Origin of the sequence: Rhodococcus jostii NBRC 16295 (genome assembly GCF_001894825.1) — a bacterium.
GTDB lineage: Bacteria > Actinomycetota > Actinomycetes > Mycobacteriales > Mycobacteriaceae > Rhodococcus_F > Rhodococcus_F jostii.
In genome coordinates this window covers 15,329-36,380 of record NZ_BCWY01000088.1, presented here as the reverse complement: position 1 = coordinate 36,380, position 21,052 = coordinate 15,329, and the positions used below count along the sequence as shown (strand labels likewise).

Below are 21,052 nucleotides of genomic sequence, written 5' to 3'. Positions count from 1 at the left end.
GGGGCACACATTGCCACTCACGTGGGGGTTACGCCTCGCGGGCAGTGGATCGCGGCGGTGCGAAGCGCCCTCGCGGCCGCACTGAGCTGTTAACGCGTCGCGTGATGCACCGTGCATCACCGCCCCGTTCTTCCGCAGATTGTCGTTCGTCGTGGAGAGTGTCGATCAGACCGTCGAGGCCAGGGTCGCGTTGTAGTGCGCGAGCATCCGCTCGACGAGCACCAGGCCGATCGTGCTCTGGAGTGGCACGGAGTCATCGCTGTCGACACGGAGAGCGGGATGGATGGTGCGGGTGGGATTGGTGGCGAGCATCCAGGCGAACCGGTCCTCGTTGTGCCGACACCGGTACACCAATCCGTCGGCCGACGGTGCCGCGGCGAACAGTGCGTGCGCCCAGGTTCGGGTGTGCACGTAGTCGGAGGGATCGGATTTGGTGAGCCAGGTGTCCTGTCCGACAGCGGACAGGTGCGGTCCGTGCAGGGCGATCACGGTCATCTCGGTGGTGACGGTAAGTCGGCTCAGTACTCGGCCGGAGATTCGGGCGCGCGGCACCAATCGGGGGCGGGCGGTCACGGCCAGGTCCCGGCACAGCGTCTCGGCGACGGCTGCCTCGGGTGAGTCGCCGACGTAGGTGTAGGCGTAGTCACCGGTGAGGCTGTCGAATCGGGCACCGCCGGGAATGGTGGGCCGGGGGGTCGGGTTCATCGCATTGGCCGCGCAATTTTCGTGGTGGATGCGCCACAGTTCGGTTCCTGCGGGTAGCGGCACCAGGGTGGGTCTACCGGTCAGATCGGGTGGCGGTGGTGCTGCGGGCACCGGTTCAGTCCGCCATCAGATCGTGGGCGATGTCGCGGATCCGATCGTCCTGCCCGCCCTCCGCGGCGAGGTCGGCGGGGGATTGCCCGCCCTGGAGCCACCCGGATGGGCTGATCCACCACGAACTCACTCCCCACGGGTCGTGCTTGGCGTTCAGGAGCTGGTTGATCTCAGCGACCACAGGCCGGACCTTCGCGGTCGCGGAGTCGAATTGGAAGCTGGGGTAGAGGTAGCGGCCGCCGATCTCGTATCCGACGATGTCTCCGCGTTCGCGTAACCGGCTGGCGGGGCTGCGCCGGTTGCTGTCGCGGGAACGCAGGACATCGGCGACATCGCTCGCTTCGAGATGTGGATGCTCGAAGATCGCCTGTCGTGCCGTGGTCTCGATCCGTGCCCGCGCGATCGACTCCGTCACCGCGTGCGCGGGCACCGCCGAGGCGATGGAAGCGCTGAGGGTGGGGCCGGAGGCGACGAGCGAGAGAAGGGCGTCGCGCACCGAGCTCATCGACTCGCGGTTGGCGACCTCTCGGGCGAGGAGGGCGAAGAACTCGCCATCGGGCAGGGCGCGGAGTTCCGCGCCGAGATCATGGTCGATGCTCATACTCGCCTCCCTTGGTGCGACGGTAACAACAGCATACGTAATTGTCGCTTCTGTCGCATCCATCGTGGGATCCGTGAAAGATTCCACTACCTCGCGGTCGACAGGATCCGGCGCAGCCGCTCGATTGCACGCTCGGTGGCGGGACGGTCCTTCGCGACGAGCTGGTGCATGATGAATCCCTCGATCGCCGAGTACACCAGCAGGGTCAGGTCCTCGTCGGCGGTGATGCCCAGGCGGGTCAGCGCCTGGGACGTCGCCTCGATGTACGTGGCGTACAGCAGTTTCACGTGCGGGTCGAGGCGCGGCGTCCGCCGGGATTCGAGCATCAGCTCGTACTGGAAGACCTGGAGGTCGGGGTCGCGGGCGACGAGATCCGTGAGGTGCTCGACGAAGTTGTCGAGTGAAGCGCCGTCGGCGAGGTCGGCGAAGACGCCCGCGCTCTTGTCCAGCGCGTAGCGGAGAGCGGCGTCGACGAGGGCGTCCGTCGACGCGAAGCTGCGCAGGACGGCGTCCCCCGGCACACCCGCCTCCTCGGCGACGGCCCGGACCGTCAGGCCGCGCAGGCCGTCGCGCGCGATCACGGACACCGTCGCCAGAACCAAGACGACATCGTGCTCGCCCGGGGGCGCCGCACGCCGCGACCGCCTGTCTGCCAGCGTCACGGCTCGACGTTCCCGTGGGCCGCGAGCCATCTCATCCCGGGCTCCCGGGTGCGGCTGATGCCCTTGTATTCGGCCATGTCCACCGGTAGGTCCTCGAGGACCTTGTACAACCGCTCACCCCACTCGGGAACGGACGCGACGTCCCGGAGCGGCAGCAGATACGTCCGGATCAGGAACATGACGGCGCCGGAGTGGGCGAGCCGGATCAGATGCTGCACTTCGGTTCTCAGGAACAGTCGGTCACCGACCTCGTCGAGCGGCCCGTCGGCCAGGGTGCGCCGATCCTTACCCCACTCGGGATACGTGTCGGTCGACGTGTCGAGTTTCCCGTCGACGGTCAGCGTCCAGTTGGTGCGCCGGTAGCTCTGACCGGGCTCGAGCCGCATCAGGAAGTTGTGTGCGCGGGTGATGATCTTCTCGCTGTGGACCCGCGGGACGGGCCCGTGGATCTCGAGGAAGCTCATGCCCACGTCGAAACCGAAGGACCAGTCCGCCGCGAACGTCACCAGTCCGGCGTCGCCCCACAGCTCGCCCTCACGCTGATCGAGCAGCACGACGTCTTCCTGGATCTGGCTGCAGATGTACACGAGCGGCGGCGCCGGCAACGTGGCGACGTCGCCGAACACGAAGTCGTGTTCGATCCCGAGGAGGTCGTTCCGCCAGAACCAGGTGTCCCCGCGACGTTCGAGGGCCATCGTGTCGGGGTATTCGTCGGCGAGGGTGCGCATCAGGGTGAGCATCGCCTCCCACGCGGCGGGGACCATGTGGGGCAGGCACTGGTGCCGCGACGGGTCCGCCGCCAGGATCCGTTCGCGCTCGGCGAGTTCCCGGTGATAGTGGGCATCGATGGCGATGCGGGTGTCACCCCAGCTGCCGGCCACCGTGTCGGTGGAATTCCCGGCTGGTTCGACGTTGGTGCTGTATCGGTACTGATCGCGGGGGAAGGGGAACGGGAAGCGCGCGATGTGGTCGGCGCGTGCGTCGGTCGATGTCACAGCTCGATCTCCAATCGGTCTCCAGCGGCCCGCGATACACATGGCATGATCGAATCTCCGGACGCCTTCTCCTCGTCGGTGAGGAACATGTCGCGGTGTTCGATCTCGCCGCCGCGCACCGACAGCCGGCATTCGCCGCACACCCCCTGGCGGCAGAGGTTCGGAACGTTGATTCCCTTGTCCAGCAATGCTTCGAGCAGGCTGGTTCCCGACGGGACGGGAACGATCATTCCGCTGCGTCCGAGCTTTGCGGCGAAGGGGGCTCCTGCGGGAAGGGGGCCCGCCCCGAATGCCTCCGAGTGCACGCGGCCCGGGGGCCAGCCGCAGTCGCGGGCCCAGTCGGCGACCGCGGAGATCATCGGCGCCGGACCGCAGGTGTAGACGTGGGTTCCGAGTGGCTGGTCCGCCAGAACGGGCACGAGGTGGCCGGCGAGTTCTTCGGGGGTGGATACCGTGACGAGCCGCTCGCCGCACAGCGCCGCCAGTTCGTCGGCGTGCGCCCCCAACCGGTCGCGGAAGGAGTAGACCACCTCGAACGACCGGCCCCATTCCACGGCGGCCCGGACGTGCGACAGGATCGGTGTGACGCCGATGCCGCCCGCGATCAGCACGTGGTGCCGCGCGTTGAGCACCGGGGCAAATGCGCTGCGAGGCAGACTCACCCGGATCGTCTGCCCCGGCTGGAGGTCGTGGATCCAACGCGAACCGCCGTGCCCGTTCTCGTCGAGCCGGACCGAGATCGCGTAGTGGTCCGGCTCGAGGGAGGGGCCCGTGAGCGAATAGGAATTGCGCCTGCCCTCGGCCCACTCGACCGCGATGTGGCTGCCGGGGGTGAACGACGGCAGGGCGCGGCCACCGGGGTCCGCGAGCACGACGTGGCGGATACCCGGGCACAGCAACCGTGCCTCGCAAACCGTCAGGGCGAGACCACCGGCAACCCCCTCTCCCGCCACCGTTTCGAGCGTCATGGTCATGGCAGTTCCTCCGCGTCGGCTCGGTATCCCAGGTACGCGCTGTGGCGTCGGGAGAAGTGGTAGTAGACGGTGAGCTCTTCGGAACAACCCGCACACGGCGTCCGTCCGCCGACGGCCACCGGGACCTTCGCCGAAGTCGTGTGGCAGTGCGCGCAGTACACGTCACGCACCCCGGCGTGAACGTCGCTGATCACGGTGGTGATCTCCGCGGGCAGTGCGCCCGCGGAGATCAGGCGGGAGCGCAGTGCCCCCGCCGTCCGCTCGGAACCCGCCACGACGAATCGCCATCCGATGCGCGCCTCGTACAGCAATTCGTCGAGCTTCGCGAGCCCGGGTCCGTCCACGTCGTCGACGGTCACCGCGTGAGTCGGCACCGGGGCGACCCGCTCGGACAGCTCGCGTGTCGCCTGCGCGCTGACCGAGCTGTCCGAGACGAGGACGTACCGGGTGACGCGAGCGTCGGCCGCCAGGTCGTCGACGGCCGAGTAATCGGATCGCCACCGTGGGACGCTCGTCGACCTCATCGAGACCGCCATCGCGGATCAGGGCGCGAACGAACGGTGGCCGACGAAGTAGGCCAGCGCGCGGTCGGGGGTGGTGAAGCGGATGCGCGACCCCTTGGGGAAGAAGATCGCATCCTTCGCCTTCGCCACCTCCACCTGGCCGGTGTCGAGGTTCTCCAGGGTGAACTCTCCTTCGAGGACGACCTTCATCTCGTCGTACGCGTAGTAGTAGTCGAGGGGGGCGTCGGTGCGCCGGAGTTCGAAGTAGCCGGCAGACATCTCCGAGCCGTCCGGGTTGGAGAAGACGTCGTCGATGTATCCCTCGGTGCCCGGGTACTCCGAGACCGGCATCTGCGGCAGGTTCTCATGGAATCCGGCGGTGACGCGGAACGCGGCGACGGTGGGCTTGTCGGTCGTGGTCATAGGTTCTCCCTGGAGACGTTGGTAACTACCAGAATGTGTAGGCGTTTCTGCTCCACCTTGTGAAACGTGGAGTAGCAACAGGAAACCACATCGCATATTTCCTCGACGTAAATCAATTGCATGTTCCGGGAAATTTGCTGGTCAGCGTTCCAATCACGATTGAAAGATACAGGAGGTGGCGTGATTTGGTGATCCATCAACAACATTGCCGTAACGCGGTGGACATAGTAGAACTGTTTCATAGTGAACAACAGCGATTCATGAGGTGAAACGAACCGCTACTCAAGCCGCCAGCGCCCGCACATCCGGCCGAATGAAGGAAAGCAACGTGACACAGACAGCAAAGTTCGTGATCGTCGGTGGGGGACTCGAGGGTCTCGCCATCGCGTGGTCGCTCGCGGACCGCGGAGAGACCGACGTTCTGGTCCTCGAGCGTGGCACCCTGTGCTCGGGCATGACCGGCAAGTCCAGCGGCGTGGTCCGGTGCCACTACGGCACCCCGTCGCTGGCGGCGATGTCGTGGTACGGCGTCGACATCTTCACCAGGGCCACCGAGATCTTCGGCGACGACATGGCCTTCCGTCAGTGCGGTTACGTCGTCGGCGTCGGCGAGAACAACATCGACCCGCTCGAGGCGAACGTCGCGATGATGCAGGACCTCGGCATCGACGTCGACTACATCGGCCACGACACGATGGCCGAACTGTGGCCGGGCCTGCACCTCGACGACTTCGCCGCCTTCGCGTACGAGCCCCTCGGCGGTCGCGGGGAGGCGTACATGGCCGGTATGGCGTTCGGTGCGTCCGCCCGCAGGCTGGGCGTCAAGATCCGTCAGAGCACACCGGTGACGTCGCTGCTACAGAGCGCCGACGGCCGCGTCTACGGGGTCACGCTCGCGAACGGCGACGAGGTGCATGCCGAGCACGTGATCCTCGCGACCGGCCCGTGGGCGCCCGAACTCGGTGCCGGAGTCGGCGTCGACATTCCGGTGAAAGCGCAACGGGCGCAGCTCGTCCTGATCGACCAGGGAGTCCCCACCCCGGAGGTACCGGTGCTGTCGGACCTCGCCGGACTGCAGTACATCTGCCGCGAGCCCAACGGCGAACTCCTCGTCGGGAACAGCGACCACGCCGCGCCGCAGTACATCGATCCCGACAACTACAGCAACCGCGCCGACGATTCCACCATCGAGAAGAACATCATGAAGCTGGGCAACCGCCTGCCCGACATGCCCGACCCGCGGATCACGTCGAGCTACGTCGGTGCCTACGACGTCACTCCCGACTACAACCCGATCATCGGGCCGGCCCCGGTCGACGGTCTGTTCCTCGCCACCGGGTTCTCCGGCCACGGTTTCAAGATCTCACCGGCGGTCGGGCGTCTCGTCGCCGACATGCTGCTCGACGACGGCACGACCACCCTCCCGAACGTCGAGCCGTCCGACTTCCGCTACTCGCGCTTCGAGGAGGGCGATCTCCTCTTCAGCCTGCACCCCTACGAGGGCGCCGGCGAGATGCGCTGACCCACAGACCACCTCACCCGTAGACCACCAGTTCAGGAGCTCCCCATGGCTGTCGACACTGCTGACGCGTTCACCGCGCAGAACATCGTGACATCCCCACCGCAGACCTTGTCCGAGGTGGCCCGGGCCACCGGAACCACCTTCATCCTCGCCCTGTTCGTCACCCTGTCCGGAAAGCCGTGCGCCAAACTCGTCCCGATCGAGGCCGTCGAGCAGCTTCAGGACGACGGCGTGGGCTTCGCAGGCTACGCCGCGGGGCACATGGGGCAGGAGCCCAAGGACTCCGATCTCGTTGCCGTACCCGACGTCTCGTCGTTCACGCCGATCCCGTTCGTGAAGCCCGGACTCGCGATCGTGCACTGTGATCCGCACGTGGAGGGCAAGCCCTGGCCGTATGCGCCGCGCGTGATCCTCAAGGAGACGCTGAAGAAGGCGTCCGATCTCGGCCTGTCCGTCAACGTCGGCGCGGAGATCGAATACTTCCTGGTCAACCGCACCGGCGACGGCGCCCTCACCACCGCGGACACCGCCGACGTCAGCCGTCAGCCGTGTTACGACGCCCGCGACGTCACCCGGATGTACGACCATCTGACCGAGGTGTCGCAGGCGATGAACACGCTCGGGTGGGGCAACTACGCCAACGACCACGAGGACGGCAACGGGCAGTTCGAGCAGAACTTCGACTACGCCGACGCGATGACCACCGCCGACCGGGTGATCACGGCCCGGTACCTGCTGTCGGTGATCGCCGAGAAGCGCGGCATGAAGGCCACGTTCATGCCCAAGCCCTTCTCCGACCGCACCGGGTCCGGCATGCACCTGCACCTGTCGCTGTGGAACGGTGCCGGTTCGGTGTTCCCGGACGGTGACGACCCCAAGGGGCTGGGACTGTCGAAGACCGCGTACGCGTTCATCGCCGGCATCCTCGAACATGCGTGCGCTCTGCAGGGTGTGATCGCCCCGACCGTCAACTCCTACAAGCGAACCGGTGCCACCTCGACCAGCAGCGGCGCCACCTGGTCGCCGCGGTATGCCACCTACGGCGGCAACGACCGCACCCACTACCTCCGGGTGCCGGACAAGAACCGGGTGGAACTGCGCGGCGGCGACGGCTCCGCCAATCCCTACCTCGCCGCCGCCGCAGCCATCGCCGCCGGCCTGGACGGCATCGCACGGGATCTCGACCCCGGCACACCCGGATCCGGCGACAGTCCCAGCGACATGCTGCCGATGACGTTGCTGCACGCGATGGACGCACTGGAATCCGATCCGATCGTGACGGGAGCCCTGGACGTCGCCGGCCCCGGCGTCGCCGAGTACTTCGCGAAACTCAAGCGCGAAGAGTTCTTCGCCTGGCACAACACCGTCTCCCCCTGGGAACTCGACCACTACCTGACAGCGTTCTGACAGACCTCCCGAAAGGAGACATCCATGTGTGGAATCGTCGGACTTCACCTGCGTGAGCCGTCCCTCTACCCACAACTCGGCGCCCTGCTCACCGACATGCTCGGGCAGATGTGCGACCGCGGACCCGATTCCGCCGGCATGGCAATTTATGGTGACACGACGTGGTCCCCGGTCGGTGAGTCCACGGTCTCGCTGCTCGACTGCCCCATCCCCGCAGCGGAACTCGCCGCGACGCTGTCCGCGACTCTCGACACCACCGTCACAGGAATCGACCTGTCCCCGACGACGATCCTGCACGGCGTCGTCGGCGCCGAGGATCTCGCGGCGGCCGTCCGCAGCGTGGTGCCGTCGGCGCGGGTCATCGGCTTCGGCGACGACCTGACCGTCCTCAAGGGCGTCGGCAACCCCATCGACCTGGCGCACCGGTTCGGTCTGCCGTCGGCCGGCGGCTGGCAGGGTGTCGCCCACACCCGCATGGCCACCGAGTCCGCCGTGACCGCCGAGGGTTCGCACCCGTTCTCCGTCGGCCCCGACCAGTGCCTGGTGCACAACGGATCGTTCTCGAACCACATGAGCATCAAGCACCAGCTCGAGCGCGACGGCGTCGTCTTCGACAGCGCCAACGACACCGAGGTCGGGGCGCGGTTCGTCGCCAAGCAGCTCGCCGAGGGAGTCGACCTCGAGAAGGCGCTGCTGATGCTCAACGAGACCTTCGACGGCTTCTACACCCTCCTCGTCTCGACGGCCGACTCGTTCGCCGTGGTCCGGGACGCCATCTCCTGCAAGCCCGCCGTCATCGCCGAGACCGACCAGTGGGTCGCGATGGCCTCCGAATACCGCGCCCTGGCGAACCTGCCTGGCGTCGACAACGCCCGAATCTTCGAGCCCGAACCGGAAGAGGTGTACGTATGGCACCGGTAGCCACCACCGAAGCGACTGTCCTGAACCTGGAGACGTCGAGTACCCGTTCCGTCAACGAGCGGCTCACCTCGCCGGAGGCCCCGAAGGCGGTGACGGTCACCGGACCCCAGGGTGCGCACGCGCTCGCCTGCGGCCTCGACTCGGACATCGACGTCACCATCGAGGGGCACGTCGGCTACTACTGCGCGGGCATGAACCAGCACGCGACCGTGACGGTGAACGGCAACGCCGGCGTCGGGGTCGCGGAGAACATGATGTCGGGGACGGTGCACATCAAGGGCGATGCGTCCCAGTCCGCCGGCGCCACAGCCCACGGTGGCCTGCTCGTGATCGACGGCAATGCCGCTGCCCGCTGCGGGATTTCGATGAAGGGCGTCGACATCGTCGTCGGCGGCAACATCGGGCACATGTCCGCGTTCATGGGCCAGGCCGGCCGTCTCGTCGTCCTCGGCGACGCCGGCGAAGCGCTCGGCGACTCGCTGTACGAGGCCCGGATCTACGTTCGCGGCACCGTCGCCTCCCTCGGCGCCGACTGCATCAAGAAGGAGATGCGCGATGAGCACCTGACCGAACTGCGGGAGCTGCTCGACGCCGCCGGTTTCGACGCCGACCCGTCCGAGTTCACCCGCTACGGCTCCGCCCGCCAGCTCTACAACTTCCACGTCGACAACGCCAGCGCGTACTAGGAGAACCGTCATGAACACCCCGAACCCGGCCCTGCGCGAATCGGCGACGTTCGACCGCGGCGTCATCTCCGAGATCCAGCGGGCCGCCGAGACCGGCATCTACGACATCCGCGGTTGGGGTGCCAAGCGCAAGCTGCCCCATTTCGACGACCTGCTGTTCCTCGGTGCCTCGATGTCGCGGTACCCGCTCGAGGGCTACCGCGAGAAGTGCGACACCGACGTCGTGCTCGGCGACCGCAACGCCAAGTTCCCACTCCACCTGGACATCCCGATCACCATCGCCGGGATGAGCTTCGGGGCGCTGTCCGGGCAGGCGAAGGAGGCGCTCGGCCGCGGCGCCAGCGAGGTCGGCACGTCCACCACCACCGGTGACGGCGGCATGACCCCCGAAGAGCGCGGGCAGTCGAAGAACCTGGTCTACCAGTACCTCCCGTCGCGGTACGGGATGAACCCGGACGACCTCCGCAAGGCCGACGCCATCGAGATCGTCCTCGGCCAGGGCGCCAAGCCCGGCGGCGGCGGCATGCTGCTGGGGCAGAAGATCACCGAACGCGTCGCCGGGATGCGCACCCTCCCCATGGGTGTCGACCAGCGGTCGGCATGCAGGCACCCCGACTGGACCGGTCCCGACGACCTCGCCATCAAGATCATCGAACTCCGCGAGATCACCAACTGGGAGAAGCCGATCTACATCAAGGTCGGCGCCACCCGCACCTACTACGACGTCAAACTCGCCGTGAAGGCCGGCGCCGATGTCGTCGTGGTCGACGGCATGCAGGGTGGCACCGCCGCCACCCAGGACGTGTTCATCGAACACGTGGGCATCCCCACCCTGGCCGCGATCCCGCAGGCGGTCCAGGCGCTGCAGGAGCTCGGGGTGCACCGGAGCGGAGCGACGGGGCGTAGATCCGTGCAGCTCATCGTGTCCGGTGGCATCCGGAGTGGCGCCGACGTCGCGAAGGCGATGGCCCTCGGCGCGGATGCGGTCGCGATCGGCACCGCCGCCCTGATCGCGCTGGGCGACAACAGCCCCCGCTACGCGAAGCAGTACGAGGAACTCGGCTCGGCGGCCGGGTTCTACGACGACTTCCAGGCCGGTAGGGACCCCGCCGGGATCACCACCCAGGACCCGGACCTGTCGAAGAATCTCGACCCCGTCGAGGGCGGACGGCGGCTCGCGAACTACCTGCGGGTGCTCACCATGGAGGCGCAGACCCTCGCGCGCGCCTGTGGCAAGTCGCACCTGCGCAACCTCGAACCGGAGGATCTCGTCGCTCTCACCGTGGAGGCGTCGGCGATGGCCCGCGTGCCCCTCGCCGGAACGACCTGGATTCCGGGCGCCATGTAGGCGGCTCCGCCGCCCGTGCGTGCTCGAGGAGTCCAGAGACTCGTCAACCACGCACGGGCGCGGAGCGCCTGGACAGGAGGAAGCAATGTCGACCGCCAGTGTGACCCGGCCGATCCTGCACGACGACGGTGGACGAGAGGTGCCGCCGGACGTCGCCGGGCAGTCCGGTGTCGAAGCCGCGATCGGTGCCCAGGTGCGACGCCTGCGCATCAACACCGGTAGGTCCGTCAGCGAACTGGCCCAGCACGTCGGCATCTCGAAGGCGATGCTGTCGAAGATCGAGAACGCGCAGACCTCGTGCAGCCTCGCCACGCTGTCCAGGCTCGCCACCGGCCTCGACGTCCCGATCACCACGTTGTTCCGGGGCGCCGACGCCCACCGCGAATCCGTCTTCACAGCGGCAGGAACCGGGGCGGAGATCGTGGGACGGGGCACCCGCGCCGGCCACCACTACGAGATGCTGGGTTCGCTGCGCGGACAGCACAAGCGACTCGAATCCGTCGTCGTCACTCTGCACCATGAATCGCCGACCAGCCCGCGGTTCCAGCACCCGGGCACCGAACTGCTGTACATGCTCGACGGCGAGATGGTGTACAGCCACGACGACAGCGACTACACCCTCCGGCCTGGCGACGCGTTACTGCTCGACGGTGAGGGTGTGCACGGACCGAAACAGCTCGTGACCCTGCCCATCCGCTTCCTCGCCATCACCGCCTACCCCGACAACCACACGGACTGACGTCCACGCACTGACAGTAGAGGACCGAGAACATGACATCCTTCGATTCGCTGTGGGCGAGCATCCTCGATGTGGGACAGCACAAATCGACACGGGGATACCGCCGATTCGCGTGGAACGACGCCGACATGACGCTGCGCGAATGGTTCTCGGACTGCGCGCAGGCACGAGGAATGAGTGTCGAGGAGGACCGAAACGGCAACCTCTGGGCGTGGTGGATGCCCGTGGACTGGGTGGGCGATCCCCGCGACGCCTTCGTCACCGGATCGCACCTCGACTCGGTGCCCGACGGTGGCGCCTACGACGGACCGCTGGGAGTGGTGTGCGCGTTCGCCGCGATCGACCTCGTCCGCGAGCGGGGGATCGAGCCGACGCGTCCGGTCGCGGTGACGGCCTTCTCCGACGAGGAGGGTGCACGGTTCGGTGTGGCGTGTGTCGGCTCGCAACTCTCCACCGGAGCAGTGGCACCCGCGCGCGCCCTGGCGTTGCGGGACAGCGACGGCGTCAGCCTCGCCGAGGCACTGATAGGCGCCGGCCGCGACCCGCGCCATCTCGGGGAGGATCCCGACCTCGTCGACCGTGTGGGGGTGTACGTCGAACTGCACGTCGAGCAGGGACGCGCCCTCGACCTGATCGACAGTCCCATCGCCGTCGCGTCGTCGATCTGGCCGCACGGCCGGTGGCAGTTCGTGTTCTCCGGTGAAGCCAACCACGCCGGCGCCACCCGGCTCGTCGACCGCCGCGACCCGATGCTCGCGTTCGCGTCCTCGGTGCACACCGCCCGGACCGCCGCGACGCTACACGAGGCGGTCGCGACGTTCGGTAAGGTGCGGGTACTTCCCAACGGTGCCAACGCCATTCCGTCGGAGGTGCGTGCGTGGCTCGACGCCCGGGCCGCCGACGAGGAAACGCTGACCAGGCTGGTGCAGCAGATCACCGCCGAGGCGCAGGCCTACGCGGCCGCCGACGGCATCGGCCTCGAGGTCGACGCCGAATCGGTTACGCCGATCGTCGAGTTCCCGCACTCCACCCGCGAACGGCTGCGCCGCTCCCTTGCCCACCTCGGTGACATTCCCGTCCTCCCGACCGCCGCCGGGCACGACGCCGGCATCCTGTCGGCGAAAGTCCCCACCGCGATGATGTTCGTCCGCAACCCCACCGGCGTGTCCCACTCGCCCGACGAATTCGCCGAAGCCGACGACTGCAACCGCGGCGCCGAGGCCCTGGCGGACGTGATGGCGGACTGGGTCACCGCCATGTGAGTGGCAATGTGTGCCGGGGCACACATTGCCACTCACGTGCGGCGCCATTCCTCCAGCTGCTCGACGGCGGTGTTCGCGACGGCCACGGCCTCGTCGCGGTTGACCCGCGACAGCAGGAGGGCGCTGACGGACAGGGAGGTCAGGAGCCGGGTCCGGTGTGCCAGGGTGGCGGTCGACGCGTCCGGGTCGTGGGCCTGTAGCGCGTGCGTGAGCGCCGCGGACAGTTCGCGCTGGTACGCGTCGACCACGGACCGTTGCGTGTCGTCGTGCGCGGCGAACCCTGCCGCGCTGTTGAGGAGCAGGCAGCCGCGGCCGGGGGTGTCGTCGGGGAGGGACGCGAGGGCGCCGGCGAGGCTGCGGTAGTAGCGCACGGCGGCGTCGGGGCGGGTCGGTTCGTCGGTCAGGATGCGGAGCCGGGGGCGCACCACGCGGTCGAGGTAGTCGTGCACGGCGGCGTCGAACAGTCCACGTTTGCTGGTGAACGCGTTGTACAGACTCGACCGATTCAAACCCGTGACGCGTTCGAGATCGGGAATCGATGTGGCTTCGAAGCCTTTGTCCCAGAACAGGTCGCGGGCGTGGCCGATCACCTCGGCCGTGTCGAAGTCCTGTGTGCGCGGCATGACGGTCCTCACTCATGGTTGTGAAACGACCATTTCAGTATATATTGAAATGGTCAGTTCAGAACGAGGAGGAGTTTCGTATGGTCGCCGCGGGTCTTGTTCTTGCCGCACTCGCCAGTGCGCTGCACGTCTACATCTTCGTGCTCGAGTCCGTCCTCTGGACCGCTCCGCGCACCCGCGCGACGTTCGGGACCAGTGCCGAAGAAGCCAATGCCACCAAGGAACTTGCTTTCAATCAGGGGTTCTACAACCTCTTCCTGGCGATCGTGACGGCAGTCGGTATCGTCGCCGTCGTCATCGGCGCCACCGCGGTCGGGTCGGCACTGATCTTCGCCGGCGCGGGATCCATGCTGCTCGCAGCCCTGGTGCTCCTGCTGTCCTCGCCCGACAAGGCACGGGCGGCGATCACACAGGGAACGCTGCCGCTGCTCGCCGTCATCCTCCTCGCGCTCGGACTGGCGCTGTGACCTCAGAAGCATCGAAAGGACTACCCGTGACCTCCAGTACCCAGATCCAGCTGATCACTCGCCCGGTGGGCTGGCCGACCCAGGACGACTTCCGCACCGTCACCGTCGAATTGCCCGGCCTCGGGACCGACCAGGTGCGCGTGGCCAACGAATTCACCTCGGTCGACCCCTACATGCGCGGCCGGATGAACGATGTGAAGTCGTACATTCCGCCGTTCGTGCTGGGCGAGACGATGACCGGCGGCGCCGTCGGCCGCGTCGTCGAATCCACGGCCGCTACCCACCCGGTCGGTTCGGTCGTGGTCCACGATCTCGGGTGGCGTGACGTCGCGCAGGGTGACGCCGCCGCGTTCCGGGTCGTCGACGAGATTCCGGGCGTCTCGATCTCGGCATACTTGGGCATCCTCGGACTGACCGGGCTCACGGCGTACGTCGGATTGCTGCACATCGCCCACCTGAACCCCGGCGATTCCGTGTTCATCTCCGGAGCCGCGGGCGCAGTGGGCACCGCTGCCGGGCAGATCGCCCGACTCGAGGGCGCCTCGCGGGTCATCGGATCCGCCGGGTCCGCGGAGAAGGTCGCGCTGCTCACCGACAAGTACGGGTACAGCGCCGCTTTCGATTACAAGCAGGCGCCGGTCCGCGAACAGTTGCGCGAGATCGCCGGCGACGGCATCGACGTCTACTTCGACAACGTCGGCGGCGACCACCTCGAGGCCGCACTCGACGTCATGCGCAACGGGGGCCGCGCCGCCCTGTGCGGCGCGATCTCCGCGTACAACGCCACCGAGCGCGCGCCGGGACCCGACAACCTGGTGAACATCATCAGCCGCGGCCTCACCCTCCGGGGCTTCACCCTCGGCAACTACACCCACCTGTTCCCCGAGTTCGCCGCCAAGATGGGACCGTGGCTCGCGTCCGGCGACGTCGTCCACGACGAGACCGTCGTCGACGGTATCGAGAACTCGGTCGACGCGTTCCTGCAGCTCATGCGCGGCGGAAACGTCGGGAAGATGCTGGTCAAGGTGGCGTAGCCCCCCGTGCGCGGTTGAGGAGTCCAGAGACTCGTTAACCACGCACGGGCGCGTCAGCGCCTCACGGAGGCGTACCTTTCGCGCACTTCGGGTGCGGGGTCGGCCTCGAAACGCCGGGTGGACGTCTGAGTCCACTTGGGCGGTTCGGGGGTCCCGGCCAGGGTCCACGCCGCCTGCCTGCAGGCGCCGATCGCGACGTACTCCGCCGGTTGCGGCACGAGGACCGGGGCACCGAAGATCGCGGGTGCCAGTTCACAGAGTGCCTGCGAGCGGGCGCCGCCGCCGACCAGAAGGATGCGCCGCACACTGACGCCCTGGGCGGTGAGGTGGTCGATGCCGTCGGCCAGTCCGCACAGCAGGCCCTCGACCGCCGCGCGGGCGAGGTGGGCGGGAGTCGAATTGGCCAGGCGCAGTCCGTCGATGGTGCCGGTGGCGTTCGGTCGGTTGGGGGTGCGCTCACCCTCCAGATACGGCACCATCACCAGGCCGCCGCTGCCGGACGGCGCGGACAGCGCCAGCCGCGACAGTTCGTCGTGATCGACCCCCAGCAGGGAGGCGGTCGCGTCGAGCACCCGGGCCGCGTTGAGCGTGCACACGAGCGGGAGTTGACGCCCGGTGGCGTCGGCGAATCCGGCGACGAACCCGCCCGGGTCGTTCGCGGGTGTCACGGACACCGCGGACACGACCCCCGACGTTCCCACGGACACGACGATGTCGCCTTCCTGCGCGTCGAGAGCCAGTGCGGCAGAGGCATTGTCGCCGGTGCCGGGACCGACGGCGGCGCCCCACCGGGTTTCGCCGATCCGCTCGGCCGGTGCGGCGACCCGCGGCACGGCGGGGGTCCGTCCGTGCAGCGCCAGCGCCAGCAGGTCGGGGCGGTAGGAGTCGGTGGCGGCCGAGAAGTATCCGGTGCCGCTGGCGTCGCCGCGGTCGGTGGCCAGGGTGCCGAGATCGGCTCTGCCGGTGAGTTGCCAGCCGAGCCAGTCGTGGGGCAGGCACACCGCGGACGTGCGGTCGGCGTTCGCCGGTTCGGAATCGGCCAGCCAGCGCAGCTTGCTGACGGTGATGGCAGCCAGGGGGACCACACCGACGGCGTCCGCCCAGGCGTCCGGTCCGCCGAGGTCGTCCACCAACTGCGCGGCGGCGTCCGCCGAGCGAGTGTCGTTCCACAGCAACGCTGGCCGCACCACGGATCCGGTGTCGTCGAGGCACACCATGCCGTGCTGCTGTGCTCCGACCGATACCGCCGCGACGTCGTCCAGTCCGCCGGCCGCGGCGATGGCGGTGTCGAGGGCCGCGGCCCATGCCTGCGGGTCGACCTCGGTGCCGTCCGGGTGCGACGCCCGGCCCTCGCGGACGAGTTCACCGGTGGCTGCGTCGCAGACGATCACCTTGCACGCCTGCGTCGACGAGTCGATTCCGGCGACGAGGGTCATTGCCGGACTCCCGCCGCGCGTTCGAGCGTTTCGCGGGTGGGGAGGTCGGCGCCGGGACGCGCGACCGTGAGACCCGACGTGAGCACGGCGTTGTCCAGCACGTTCCGCAACTCTTCCGGGTCGATTCGGTGGAGGGCGGCCCGGCTCTCCGCACCGAGGAACCCGTGCGACCAGAACCCGTCGAGGAGTCCGGCCATGAACGCGTCACCCGCGCCGACGGTGTCGACGACCTCGACGGCCCGGGCCGCGACCTCGACGAGTCCGGCGGCGCAGACCGCGAACGCACCCTCGCCGCCCTTCGTCACCGCGACCATGGCCGGTCCGCGGGACAGCCAGTCGCGGGCGATGTCGACGGGATCCCGGTCGGGGTCGTACCAGCGGAGGTCCTCGTCGCTGACCTTGACGATGTCGGAGATCGACACGAGGTGTTCGATCCGCTGCCGGGCGCGTGCCTTGTCGGTGATCAGCACCGGTCGCACGTTGGGGTCGTAGCTGATGGTCGCCGCGGAGCGTCGCCGGGCGAGCATGTCGGCCACTACGTCGCACCCGGGTTCCATCACGGCGGCAATGGAACCGGTGTGGACCAGCGGCGGGGCCGACGCGCCGCTGGGGGACGGGAGATCCCATTCGATGTCGAACTCGTAGGTGGCGGCGCCGGCGGAATCGAGGGTTGCGTGGGCCGTCGCCGTCCGCTGGGCGGTGACGCTGCCGGGCGCGAGGCTCACTCCCGACTGCTCGAGGTGCCGGACGATCGACCTGCCCCTCGTGTCGTCGCCGATCCGGGTGACGAATTCGACCGGTCGGCCGAGCCGGCCGAGGCCGACCGCGACGTTGAGGGGACTGCCGCCGACGTATTCGGTGGTGGCGCCGTCGCCCGCCGTGACGATGTCGATGAGGGCTTCACCGATGACCAGACTCATGACTGCACCTTCTCACGCAGAGCCTCGAGCGTCTTCCGTGCGCCGACGCCGTGCAGTGAGTCGAGCGCCCAGAGATACGCGGTGACGAAGCGCGGGTTGTCGGCGAGGTCACCGAAGACGGACTGGTTCTCGATGAAGGCGGTGGGGTTCTCGTGCTGGCTGCGCGCGATCGGCACCAGGGAGTCCTTCAACTGGTCGACGACGTCGATGGGCCCGCCGTCCTCGTCGACGCCCTCGGCATACCGGGCCCAGCTCGCCACGATCGCGGCCGACAGTCGAATGTGCCGGTCGGCCAGCAGATTCTCGCGGATCACGGGCAGCAGCCACTTCGGGATGCGATCGGAGGACTCGGCACACAACCTGGCCACCGTGTCGCGGATCTCGGGGTTGGAGAACCGTTCGATCAGGGTGTGTTTGTAGTCGTCGAGGTCGACCCCGGGTACCGGTGCCAGGGTGGGCGTGGCCTCCTCGTCCATGTAGGCCAGCAGGAAGTCGGCGAACAGCGGATCCTGGGCGACGTCGTGCACGAGCCGGTACCCCGACAGGTAGCCGAAGTAGCAGAGGCCCTGGTGGCTCGCGTTGAGCAGGCGCAGCTTCATCAGCTCGTAGGGTTCGACGTCGTCGACCACCTGCACGCCGACGTCCTCGAATGCGGGGCGGCCGAGCGGGAAGGCGTCCTCGAGCACCCAGGACGTGAACGGTTCGGCGGCGACGGGCCACTGGTCGTCGATGCCGAAACGGGTCGACAGGGCCTCGGTGACCTCCGGCGTGGTGACCGGCGTGATGCGGTCGACCATCGAGTTGGGGAACGACGTCTCGGTGCGCATCCACTCGGCGAGGTCCGGGTCCTTCAACTCCGCGTACGCCAGGAACATCCGGCGCGCCACGTCGCCGTTGCCCTGAATGTTGTCGCAGGACATGATGGTCGGCGACGGCAGCCCGCGCGCCCGACGCCGCGCCAATGCCTCGACGACGAGTCCGAACGTGGTCCGCGGGGCGGCGCCGTCGGTGAGATCGTGCACGACGTCCGGGTTCTCGGCATCGAACTCGCCGGTGTCGTGGGTGAAGTTGTAGCCGCCCTCGGTGATCGTCAGTGAGACGATGCGGGTGGTGTCCGCGGCGATCTTCTCGATGACCGCCTCGGGATCGTCGGGGGCGAAGAGATAGTCGACGATGGATCCGATGACGCTCACGTCCCAGGTTCCGTCGGAATGCCGCAGTGCGAGCGTGTACAGGCCGTCCTGCGCGTCGAGTACGTCCTTCATGCGCCGGTCCCCGGGCAGGACCCCGACGCCGCAGATTCCCCAGTCACGGGCCTCCCCGCGCCGCAACAGCCGGTCGACGTACATCGCCTGATGCGCGCGGTGGAATCCGCCGACGCCGAAATGCACTATCCCTACGGTGATGTCGCTTCGATCGTAGTTCGGCACCTGCACGGTGTCGTCGAACTGCTGCAGTGCCTGCGCGCTCAGTTGCATCGGTCTCTCCTCATTCCTGGACGCGCACGACGGCCTTGAGGCTGCCCGGCGTCCGGTCTGCGTTCAGTGCTTGCTCCGCTTCGGCGAGCGGGAATCTTCCGGTGACCATCGAATCGAGGTCGACCCGTCCCGACCGTGCGAGCGCAATGGCCGTCGGCCAGGTGTTGGCGTAGCGGAACACCCCGGTCAGCACCAACTCCCGGTTCTGGATCGTCTGGACGGGCAGCGTCATCTCGGCGGCGCCCATGCCCACCAGCACCACGGATCCCGCGGGCCGGACGGCCTGGATTCCCGCCAGTACCGCGGCCGGGGCGCCGGACGCGTCGACGAACGCGTCCACGTGGAGCCCCGCGACGTCCTGCTCGCGCGGGTCCAGCACCGCGGTGGCGCCGAATTTCGTTGCGACGTCGCGTCGCTGCGGGTCGATATCCGAGACGAAGACGTCGGTGGCGCCGAATGCGAGGGCCGTCTGCACCGTCGCGATTCCGATCGGTCCCGCGCCTGCGATCAGGACGCGAGAACCGGCCGTCACTCCGGCCTTGCGGGTGGTCGCGATGGCCACGGACAGCGGCTCGCACAGTGCCGCCGCGTCCTCGGACATCCCGGCCGGAATCGGATGGGCGAATGCCGCGCCGATGATCACGTACTCGGCGAGCGCCCCGTCGATCGGCGGGGTGGCATAGAACTGCATGTGCGGGCACAGGTTGTAGAGACCGCGCCGCGATTCCTCGGTGTCCGGATCGGGGCGCTGCGGTTCGATGGAGACGCGCTGCCCGATCCGGTCCGCATCGACTCCGACGCCGACGCCGACGACGGTGCCCGACGCCTCGTGGCCCAGCACGATCGGCTGTTCGACCACGAACTCACCGATCCGGCCCTCGCGGTAGTAGTGGGCGTCCGATCCGCAGACGCCCACCGAGGCCACGCGGATCAGGACGTCGCCGGGGCCGGGAGTGGGGACGGGGCGTTCCCGGATCTCGATGACACCCGGCTCGACCAGCACGCTGGCACGCATCGTCCTGGGGATATCGGAAGGGAGTGTTGTGTGGGTCACACTTCGATGCTAGCGTATTGAGCAGATGAACGCATAGTGATCATTTGCTCACGGTTTCTCGAGGCTCCGAAGACACACTCGACGGGCTCGGGATCATGGCGAGGAGAATCAGTGACGTCCCCCAATCCGACGGCCCAGACGCCGTCTCTCATCGCGTCGCCGCCGCCGTCCACGACGGAGGATCTACGCCTCGCGTTGCGCGCTGCAACGCTGTACTACTTGGACGGAATGACGCAGGCCGAGGTCGCGACACGCCTCGGTGTCTCCCGCCCGACGGCGGGCCGGCTGGTGGCACGGGCCCGGACGCAGGGCCTGGTACGCATCGAGGTGCAGGCTCCCGCGCATCTGCGGGATTCGCTGCGCTCGGACGAGGAGCGCGCGCTCGAGGAGAAGTACAGCCTCGTCGAGGCGGTGGTGGTCGCAGATTCCGTCGACGCCGCCGGTTCGATCGACGACCACAACAGCTTCGCCGGCGTCGGGCGCGCCGCCGCGTCCCTGCTGGTGCGCCGGATCCGGGAAGGCGACACCCTCGGATTCACGTGGGGGCCCGAGACGGTCGCCGTCGCGCAGGGGTTGCCGTCCGGCGCGGCCACGTGCGCGTCGGTCGTCCAGCTCGACGGCTCGGTGAGTGCGATCAACTATCAGACCGGAACGGAGTACGTCCTGGGTAAATGCGCAGAGCAACTGCAGGCCAACACCGTTCGGCTCCCCGTTCCGCTGTACGCTGACGCGTCGACCGTGGTATCCATGCGGGGCGACTCCGTCATCTCCAAGGCTCTCGAGGCCGGCCGCACCGCGGAGATGATGATGTTCGGCACGGGCGCCGTCTCCACGTCGACCACGCTGTTCGAGGGCAGCTTCATCGACACGGACATGCTGTCGGTGCTCACCGACCTCGGAGCGGTCGGCGAAGTCGGTGGACGCTTCTACCGGCTCGACGGAACCGAGGTCGCCGGCCCACTGGACGAACGGGCCATGTCCGTTCCCCTCGACGACATCCGCGCATGCGAGGGATCGATCCTCGTCACGGGTGGCGTCGCCAAACACCAAGCGGCACTGGGTGCCCTCCACGGCGGACTGGCCAAGATGCTGGTCTGCGACATCGAATGCGCGCGTTGGCTGCTCGATCAGTAGCACCACGCAAGAGAGGTGAAGATCGGTGAAGAAACACAGGAAACCGG

General features: G+C 68.1%; 22 protein-coding genes. 10 read left to right on the top strand and 12 right to left on the bottom strand.

Going from position 1 to position 21,052, the window contains the following annotated elements:
- Window positions 1–165: 165 nt before the first annotated feature.
- The 7 genes from RJ1_RS36275 to RJ1_RS36245 all read right to left on the bottom strand — a co-directional run bounded on the left by RJ1_RS36275 (window position 166) and on the right by RJ1_RS36245 (window position 4,974).
- A complete protein-coding gene (locus tag RJ1_RS36275; RefSeq protein ID WP_240319901.1) occupies window positions 166–816 on the bottom strand; it encodes an RES family NAD+ phosphorylase in 651 nt (216 codons plus the stop codon).
- 4 nt (window positions 817–820) lie between these two features.
- Complete coding sequence (locus RJ1_RS36270) at window positions 821–1,417, bottom strand: hypothetical protein (RefSeq protein ID WP_073367727.1); 597 nt, start codon at window positions 1,415–1,417, stop codon at window positions 821–823.
- A gap of 86 nt (window positions 1,418–1,503) precedes the next feature.
- Window positions 1,504–2,079 (bottom strand): TetR/AcrR family transcriptional regulator, encoded by a 576-nt coding sequence (locus tag RJ1_RS36265; RefSeq protein ID WP_073367725.1) that lies wholly within the window; start codon window positions 2,077–2,079, stop codon window positions 1,504–1,506.
- A complete protein-coding gene (locus tag RJ1_RS36260) occupies window positions 2,076–3,074 on the bottom strand; it encodes a heme-dependent oxidative N-demethylase family protein (protein ID WP_073367724.1) in 999 nt (332 codons plus the stop codon). Before RJ1_RS36260 ends, RJ1_RS36265 begins: the two co-directional genes overlap by 4 nt.
- Window positions 3,071–4,048, bottom strand: coding sequence for a PDR/VanB family oxidoreductase (locus tag RJ1_RS36255; RefSeq protein WP_073367723.1), 978 nt, complete (start codon window positions 4,046–4,048; stop codon window positions 3,071–3,073). Before RJ1_RS36255 ends, RJ1_RS36260 begins: the two co-directional genes overlap by 4 nt.
- On the bottom strand, window positions 4,045–4,572 hold the full coding sequence (locus tag RJ1_RS36250) for a dimethylamine monooxygenase subunit DmmA family protein (RefSeq protein WP_240319902.1): 528 nt from the start codon (window positions 4,570–4,572) through the stop codon (window positions 4,045–4,047). The genes RJ1_RS36255 and RJ1_RS36250 overlap by 4 nt, the downstream gene beginning before the upstream one ends.
- Before the next feature lie 18 nt (window positions 4,573–4,590).
- On the bottom strand, window positions 4,591–4,974 hold the full coding sequence (locus RJ1_RS36245) for a cupin domain-containing protein (protein WP_073367719.1): 384 nt from the start codon (window positions 4,972–4,974) through the stop codon (window positions 4,591–4,593).
- 328 nt (window positions 4,975–5,302) lie between these two features.
- On the opposite strand from RJ1_RS36245, the gene RJ1_RS36235 reads away from it, so the two are divergent.
- The 7 genes from RJ1_RS36235 to RJ1_RS36205 all read left to right on the top strand — a co-directional run bounded on the left by RJ1_RS36235 (window position 5,303) and on the right by RJ1_RS36205 (window position 12,859).
- Complete coding sequence (locus RJ1_RS36235) at window positions 5,303–6,496, top strand: NAD(P)/FAD-dependent oxidoreductase (protein ID WP_073367715.1); 1,194 nt, start codon at window positions 5,303–5,305, stop codon at window positions 6,494–6,496.
- Window positions 6,497–6,541: 45 nt separating this feature from the next.
- Window positions 6,542–7,903: a type III glutamate--ammonia ligase gene (gene glnT / locus RJ1_RS36230; RefSeq protein ID WP_073367712.1), complete on the top strand. Its 1,362-nt coding sequence runs from the start codon at window positions 6,542–6,544 to the stop codon at window positions 7,901–7,903.
- Between the two features lie 24 nt (window positions 7,904–7,927).
- Complete coding sequence (locus RJ1_RS36225; RefSeq protein ID WP_073367709.1) at window positions 7,928–8,824, top strand: class II glutamine amidotransferase; 897 nt, start codon at window positions 7,928–7,930, stop codon at window positions 8,822–8,824.
- Window positions 8,812–9,510 (top strand): GltB/FmdC/FwdC-like GXGXG domain-containing protein, encoded by a 699-nt coding sequence (locus RJ1_RS36220; RefSeq protein ID WP_073367706.1) that lies wholly within the window; start codon window positions 8,812–8,814, stop codon window positions 9,508–9,510. The genes RJ1_RS36225 and RJ1_RS36220 overlap by 13 nt, the downstream gene beginning before the upstream one ends.
- Before the next feature lie 10 nt (window positions 9,511–9,520).
- Window positions 9,521–10,858 (top strand): FMN-binding glutamate synthase family protein, encoded by a 1,338-nt coding sequence (locus RJ1_RS36215; RefSeq protein ID WP_073367704.1) that lies wholly within the window; start codon window positions 9,521–9,523, stop codon window positions 10,856–10,858.
- Between the two features lie 85 nt (window positions 10,859–10,943).
- Window positions 10,944–11,597, top strand: coding sequence for a helix-turn-helix domain-containing protein (locus tag RJ1_RS36210; RefSeq protein WP_073367702.1), 654 nt, complete (start codon window positions 10,944–10,946; stop codon window positions 11,595–11,597).
- Window positions 11,598–11,629: 32 nt separating this feature from the next.
- On the top strand, window positions 11,630–12,859 hold the full coding sequence (locus RJ1_RS36205) for an allantoate amidohydrolase (protein ID WP_073367699.1): 1,230 nt from the start codon (window positions 11,630–11,632) through the stop codon (window positions 12,857–12,859).
- 32 nt (window positions 12,860–12,891) lie between these two features.
- Here RJ1_RS36205 and RJ1_RS36200 read toward each other — a convergent pair whose 3' ends face one another.
- Window positions 12,892–13,482: a TetR/AcrR family transcriptional regulator gene (locus RJ1_RS36200; RefSeq protein WP_073367697.1), complete on the bottom strand. Its 591-nt coding sequence runs from the start codon at window positions 13,480–13,482 to the stop codon at window positions 12,892–12,894.
- Between the two features lie 80 nt (window positions 13,483–13,562).
- Between RJ1_RS36200 and RJ1_RS36195 the strand changes: the two genes are divergently transcribed.
- On the top strand, window positions 13,563–13,949 hold the full coding sequence (locus RJ1_RS36195; RefSeq protein ID WP_073367694.1) for a DUF1304 domain-containing protein: 387 nt from the start codon (window positions 13,563–13,565) through the stop codon (window positions 13,947–13,949).
- 26 nt (window positions 13,950–13,975) lie between these two features.
- A complete protein-coding gene (locus RJ1_RS36190) occupies window positions 13,976–14,983 on the top strand; it encodes an NADP-dependent oxidoreductase (RefSeq protein WP_073367692.1) in 1,008 nt (335 codons plus the stop codon).
- Window positions 14,984–15,036: 53 nt separating this feature from the next.
- Here RJ1_RS36190 and xylB read toward each other — a convergent pair whose 3' ends face one another.
- From xylB to RJ1_RS36170, 4 genes are read right to left on the bottom strand one after another with little or no spacing between them, the layout of a single operon-like run.
- Entirely contained in the window at window positions 15,037–16,419 is a 1,383-nt protein-coding gene (gene xylB, locus RJ1_RS36185; protein WP_073367689.1) for a xylulokinase, read from the bottom strand.
- The gene (locus RJ1_RS36180; RefSeq protein ID WP_073367686.1) at window positions 16,416–17,339 is read right to left on the bottom strand and encodes a carbohydrate kinase family protein; all 924 of its coding nucleotides are present in this window, start codon (window positions 17,337–17,339) and stop codon (window positions 16,416–16,418) included. Before RJ1_RS36180 ends, xylB begins: the two co-directional genes overlap by 4 nt.
- Window positions 17,336–18,817: a mannitol dehydrogenase family protein gene (locus RJ1_RS36175; protein ID WP_073367683.1), complete on the bottom strand. Its 1,482-nt coding sequence runs from the start codon at window positions 18,815–18,817 to the stop codon at window positions 17,336–17,338. The genes RJ1_RS36180 and RJ1_RS36175 overlap by 4 nt, the downstream gene beginning before the upstream one ends.
- Before the next feature lie 10 nt (window positions 18,818–18,827).
- Complete coding sequence (locus RJ1_RS36170; protein WP_073367681.1) at window positions 18,828–19,832, bottom strand: NAD(P)-dependent alcohol dehydrogenase; 1,005 nt, start codon at window positions 19,830–19,832, stop codon at window positions 18,828–18,830.
- 150 nt (window positions 19,833–19,982) lie between these two features.
- On the opposite strand from RJ1_RS36170, the gene RJ1_RS36165 reads away from it, so the two are divergent.
- Window positions 19,983–21,005, top strand: a complete 1,023-nt coding sequence (locus RJ1_RS36165) for a sugar-binding transcriptional regulator (protein ID WP_073367679.1) — start codon at window positions 19,983–19,985, stop codon at window positions 21,003–21,005.
- The last annotated feature ends 47 nt before the right edge of the window (window positions 21,006–21,052 follow it).

Excerpts from the sequence above, each read along its gene's own strand:
- glnT (WP_073367712.1), top strand. The coding sequence starts at position 6,542 with ATGGCTGTCGACACTGCTGACGCGTTCACCGCGCAGAACATCGTGACA.
- RJ1_RS36220 (WP_073367706.1), top strand. The coding sequence starts at position 8,812 with ATGGCACCGGTAGCCACCACCGAAGCGACTGTCCTGAACCTGGAGACG.
- xylB (WP_073367689.1), bottom strand. The coding sequence starts at position 16,419 with ATGACCCTCGTCGCCGGAATCGACTCGTCGACGCAGGCGTGCAAGGTG.
- RJ1_RS36245 (WP_073367719.1), bottom strand. The coding sequence starts at position 4,974 with ATGACCACGACCGACAAGCCCACCGTCGCCGCGTTCCGCGTCACCGCC.
- RJ1_RS36170 (WP_073367681.1), bottom strand. The coding sequence starts at position 19,832 with ATGCGTGCCAGCGTGCTGGTCGAGCCGGGTGTCATCGAGATCCGGGAA.
- RJ1_RS36270 (WP_073367727.1), bottom strand. The coding sequence starts at position 1,417 with ATGAGCATCGACCATGATCTCGGCGCGGAACTCCGCGCCCTGCCCGAT.
- RJ1_RS36210 (WP_073367702.1), top strand. The coding sequence starts at position 10,944 with ATGTCGACCGCCAGTGTGACCCGGCCGATCCTGCACGACGACGGTGGA.
- RJ1_RS36180 (WP_073367686.1), bottom strand. The coding sequence starts at position 17,339 with ATGAGTCTGGTCATCGGTGAAGCCCTCATCGACATCGTCACGGCGGGC.
- RJ1_RS36250 (WP_240319902.1), bottom strand. The coding sequence starts at position 4,572 with ATGAGGTCGACGAGCGTCCCACGGTGGCGATCCGATTACTCGGCCGTC.
- RJ1_RS36255 (WP_073367723.1), bottom strand. The coding sequence starts at position 4,048 with ATGACCATGACGCTCGAAACGGTGGCGGGAGAGGGGGTTGCCGGTGGT.
- RJ1_RS36225 (WP_073367709.1), top strand. The coding sequence starts at position 7,928 with ATGTGTGGAATCGTCGGACTTCACCTGCGTGAGCCGTCCCTCTACCCA.
- RJ1_RS36205 (WP_073367699.1), top strand. The coding sequence starts at position 11,630 with ATGACATCCTTCGATTCGCTGTGGGCGAGCATCCTCGATGTGGGACAG.
- RJ1_RS36195 (WP_073367694.1), top strand. The coding sequence starts at position 13,563 with ATGGTCGCCGCGGGTCTTGTTCTTGCCGCACTCGCCAGTGCGCTGCAC.
- RJ1_RS36200 (WP_073367697.1), bottom strand. The coding sequence starts at position 13,482 with ATGCCGCGCACACAGGACTTCGACACGGCCGAGGTGATCGGCCACGCC.
- RJ1_RS36175 (WP_073367683.1), bottom strand. The coding sequence starts at position 18,817 with ATGCAACTGAGCGCGCAGGCACTGCAGCAGTTCGACGACACCGTGCAG.
- RJ1_RS36215 (WP_073367704.1), top strand. The coding sequence starts at position 9,521 with ATGAACACCCCGAACCCGGCCCTGCGCGAATCGGCGACGTTCGACCGC.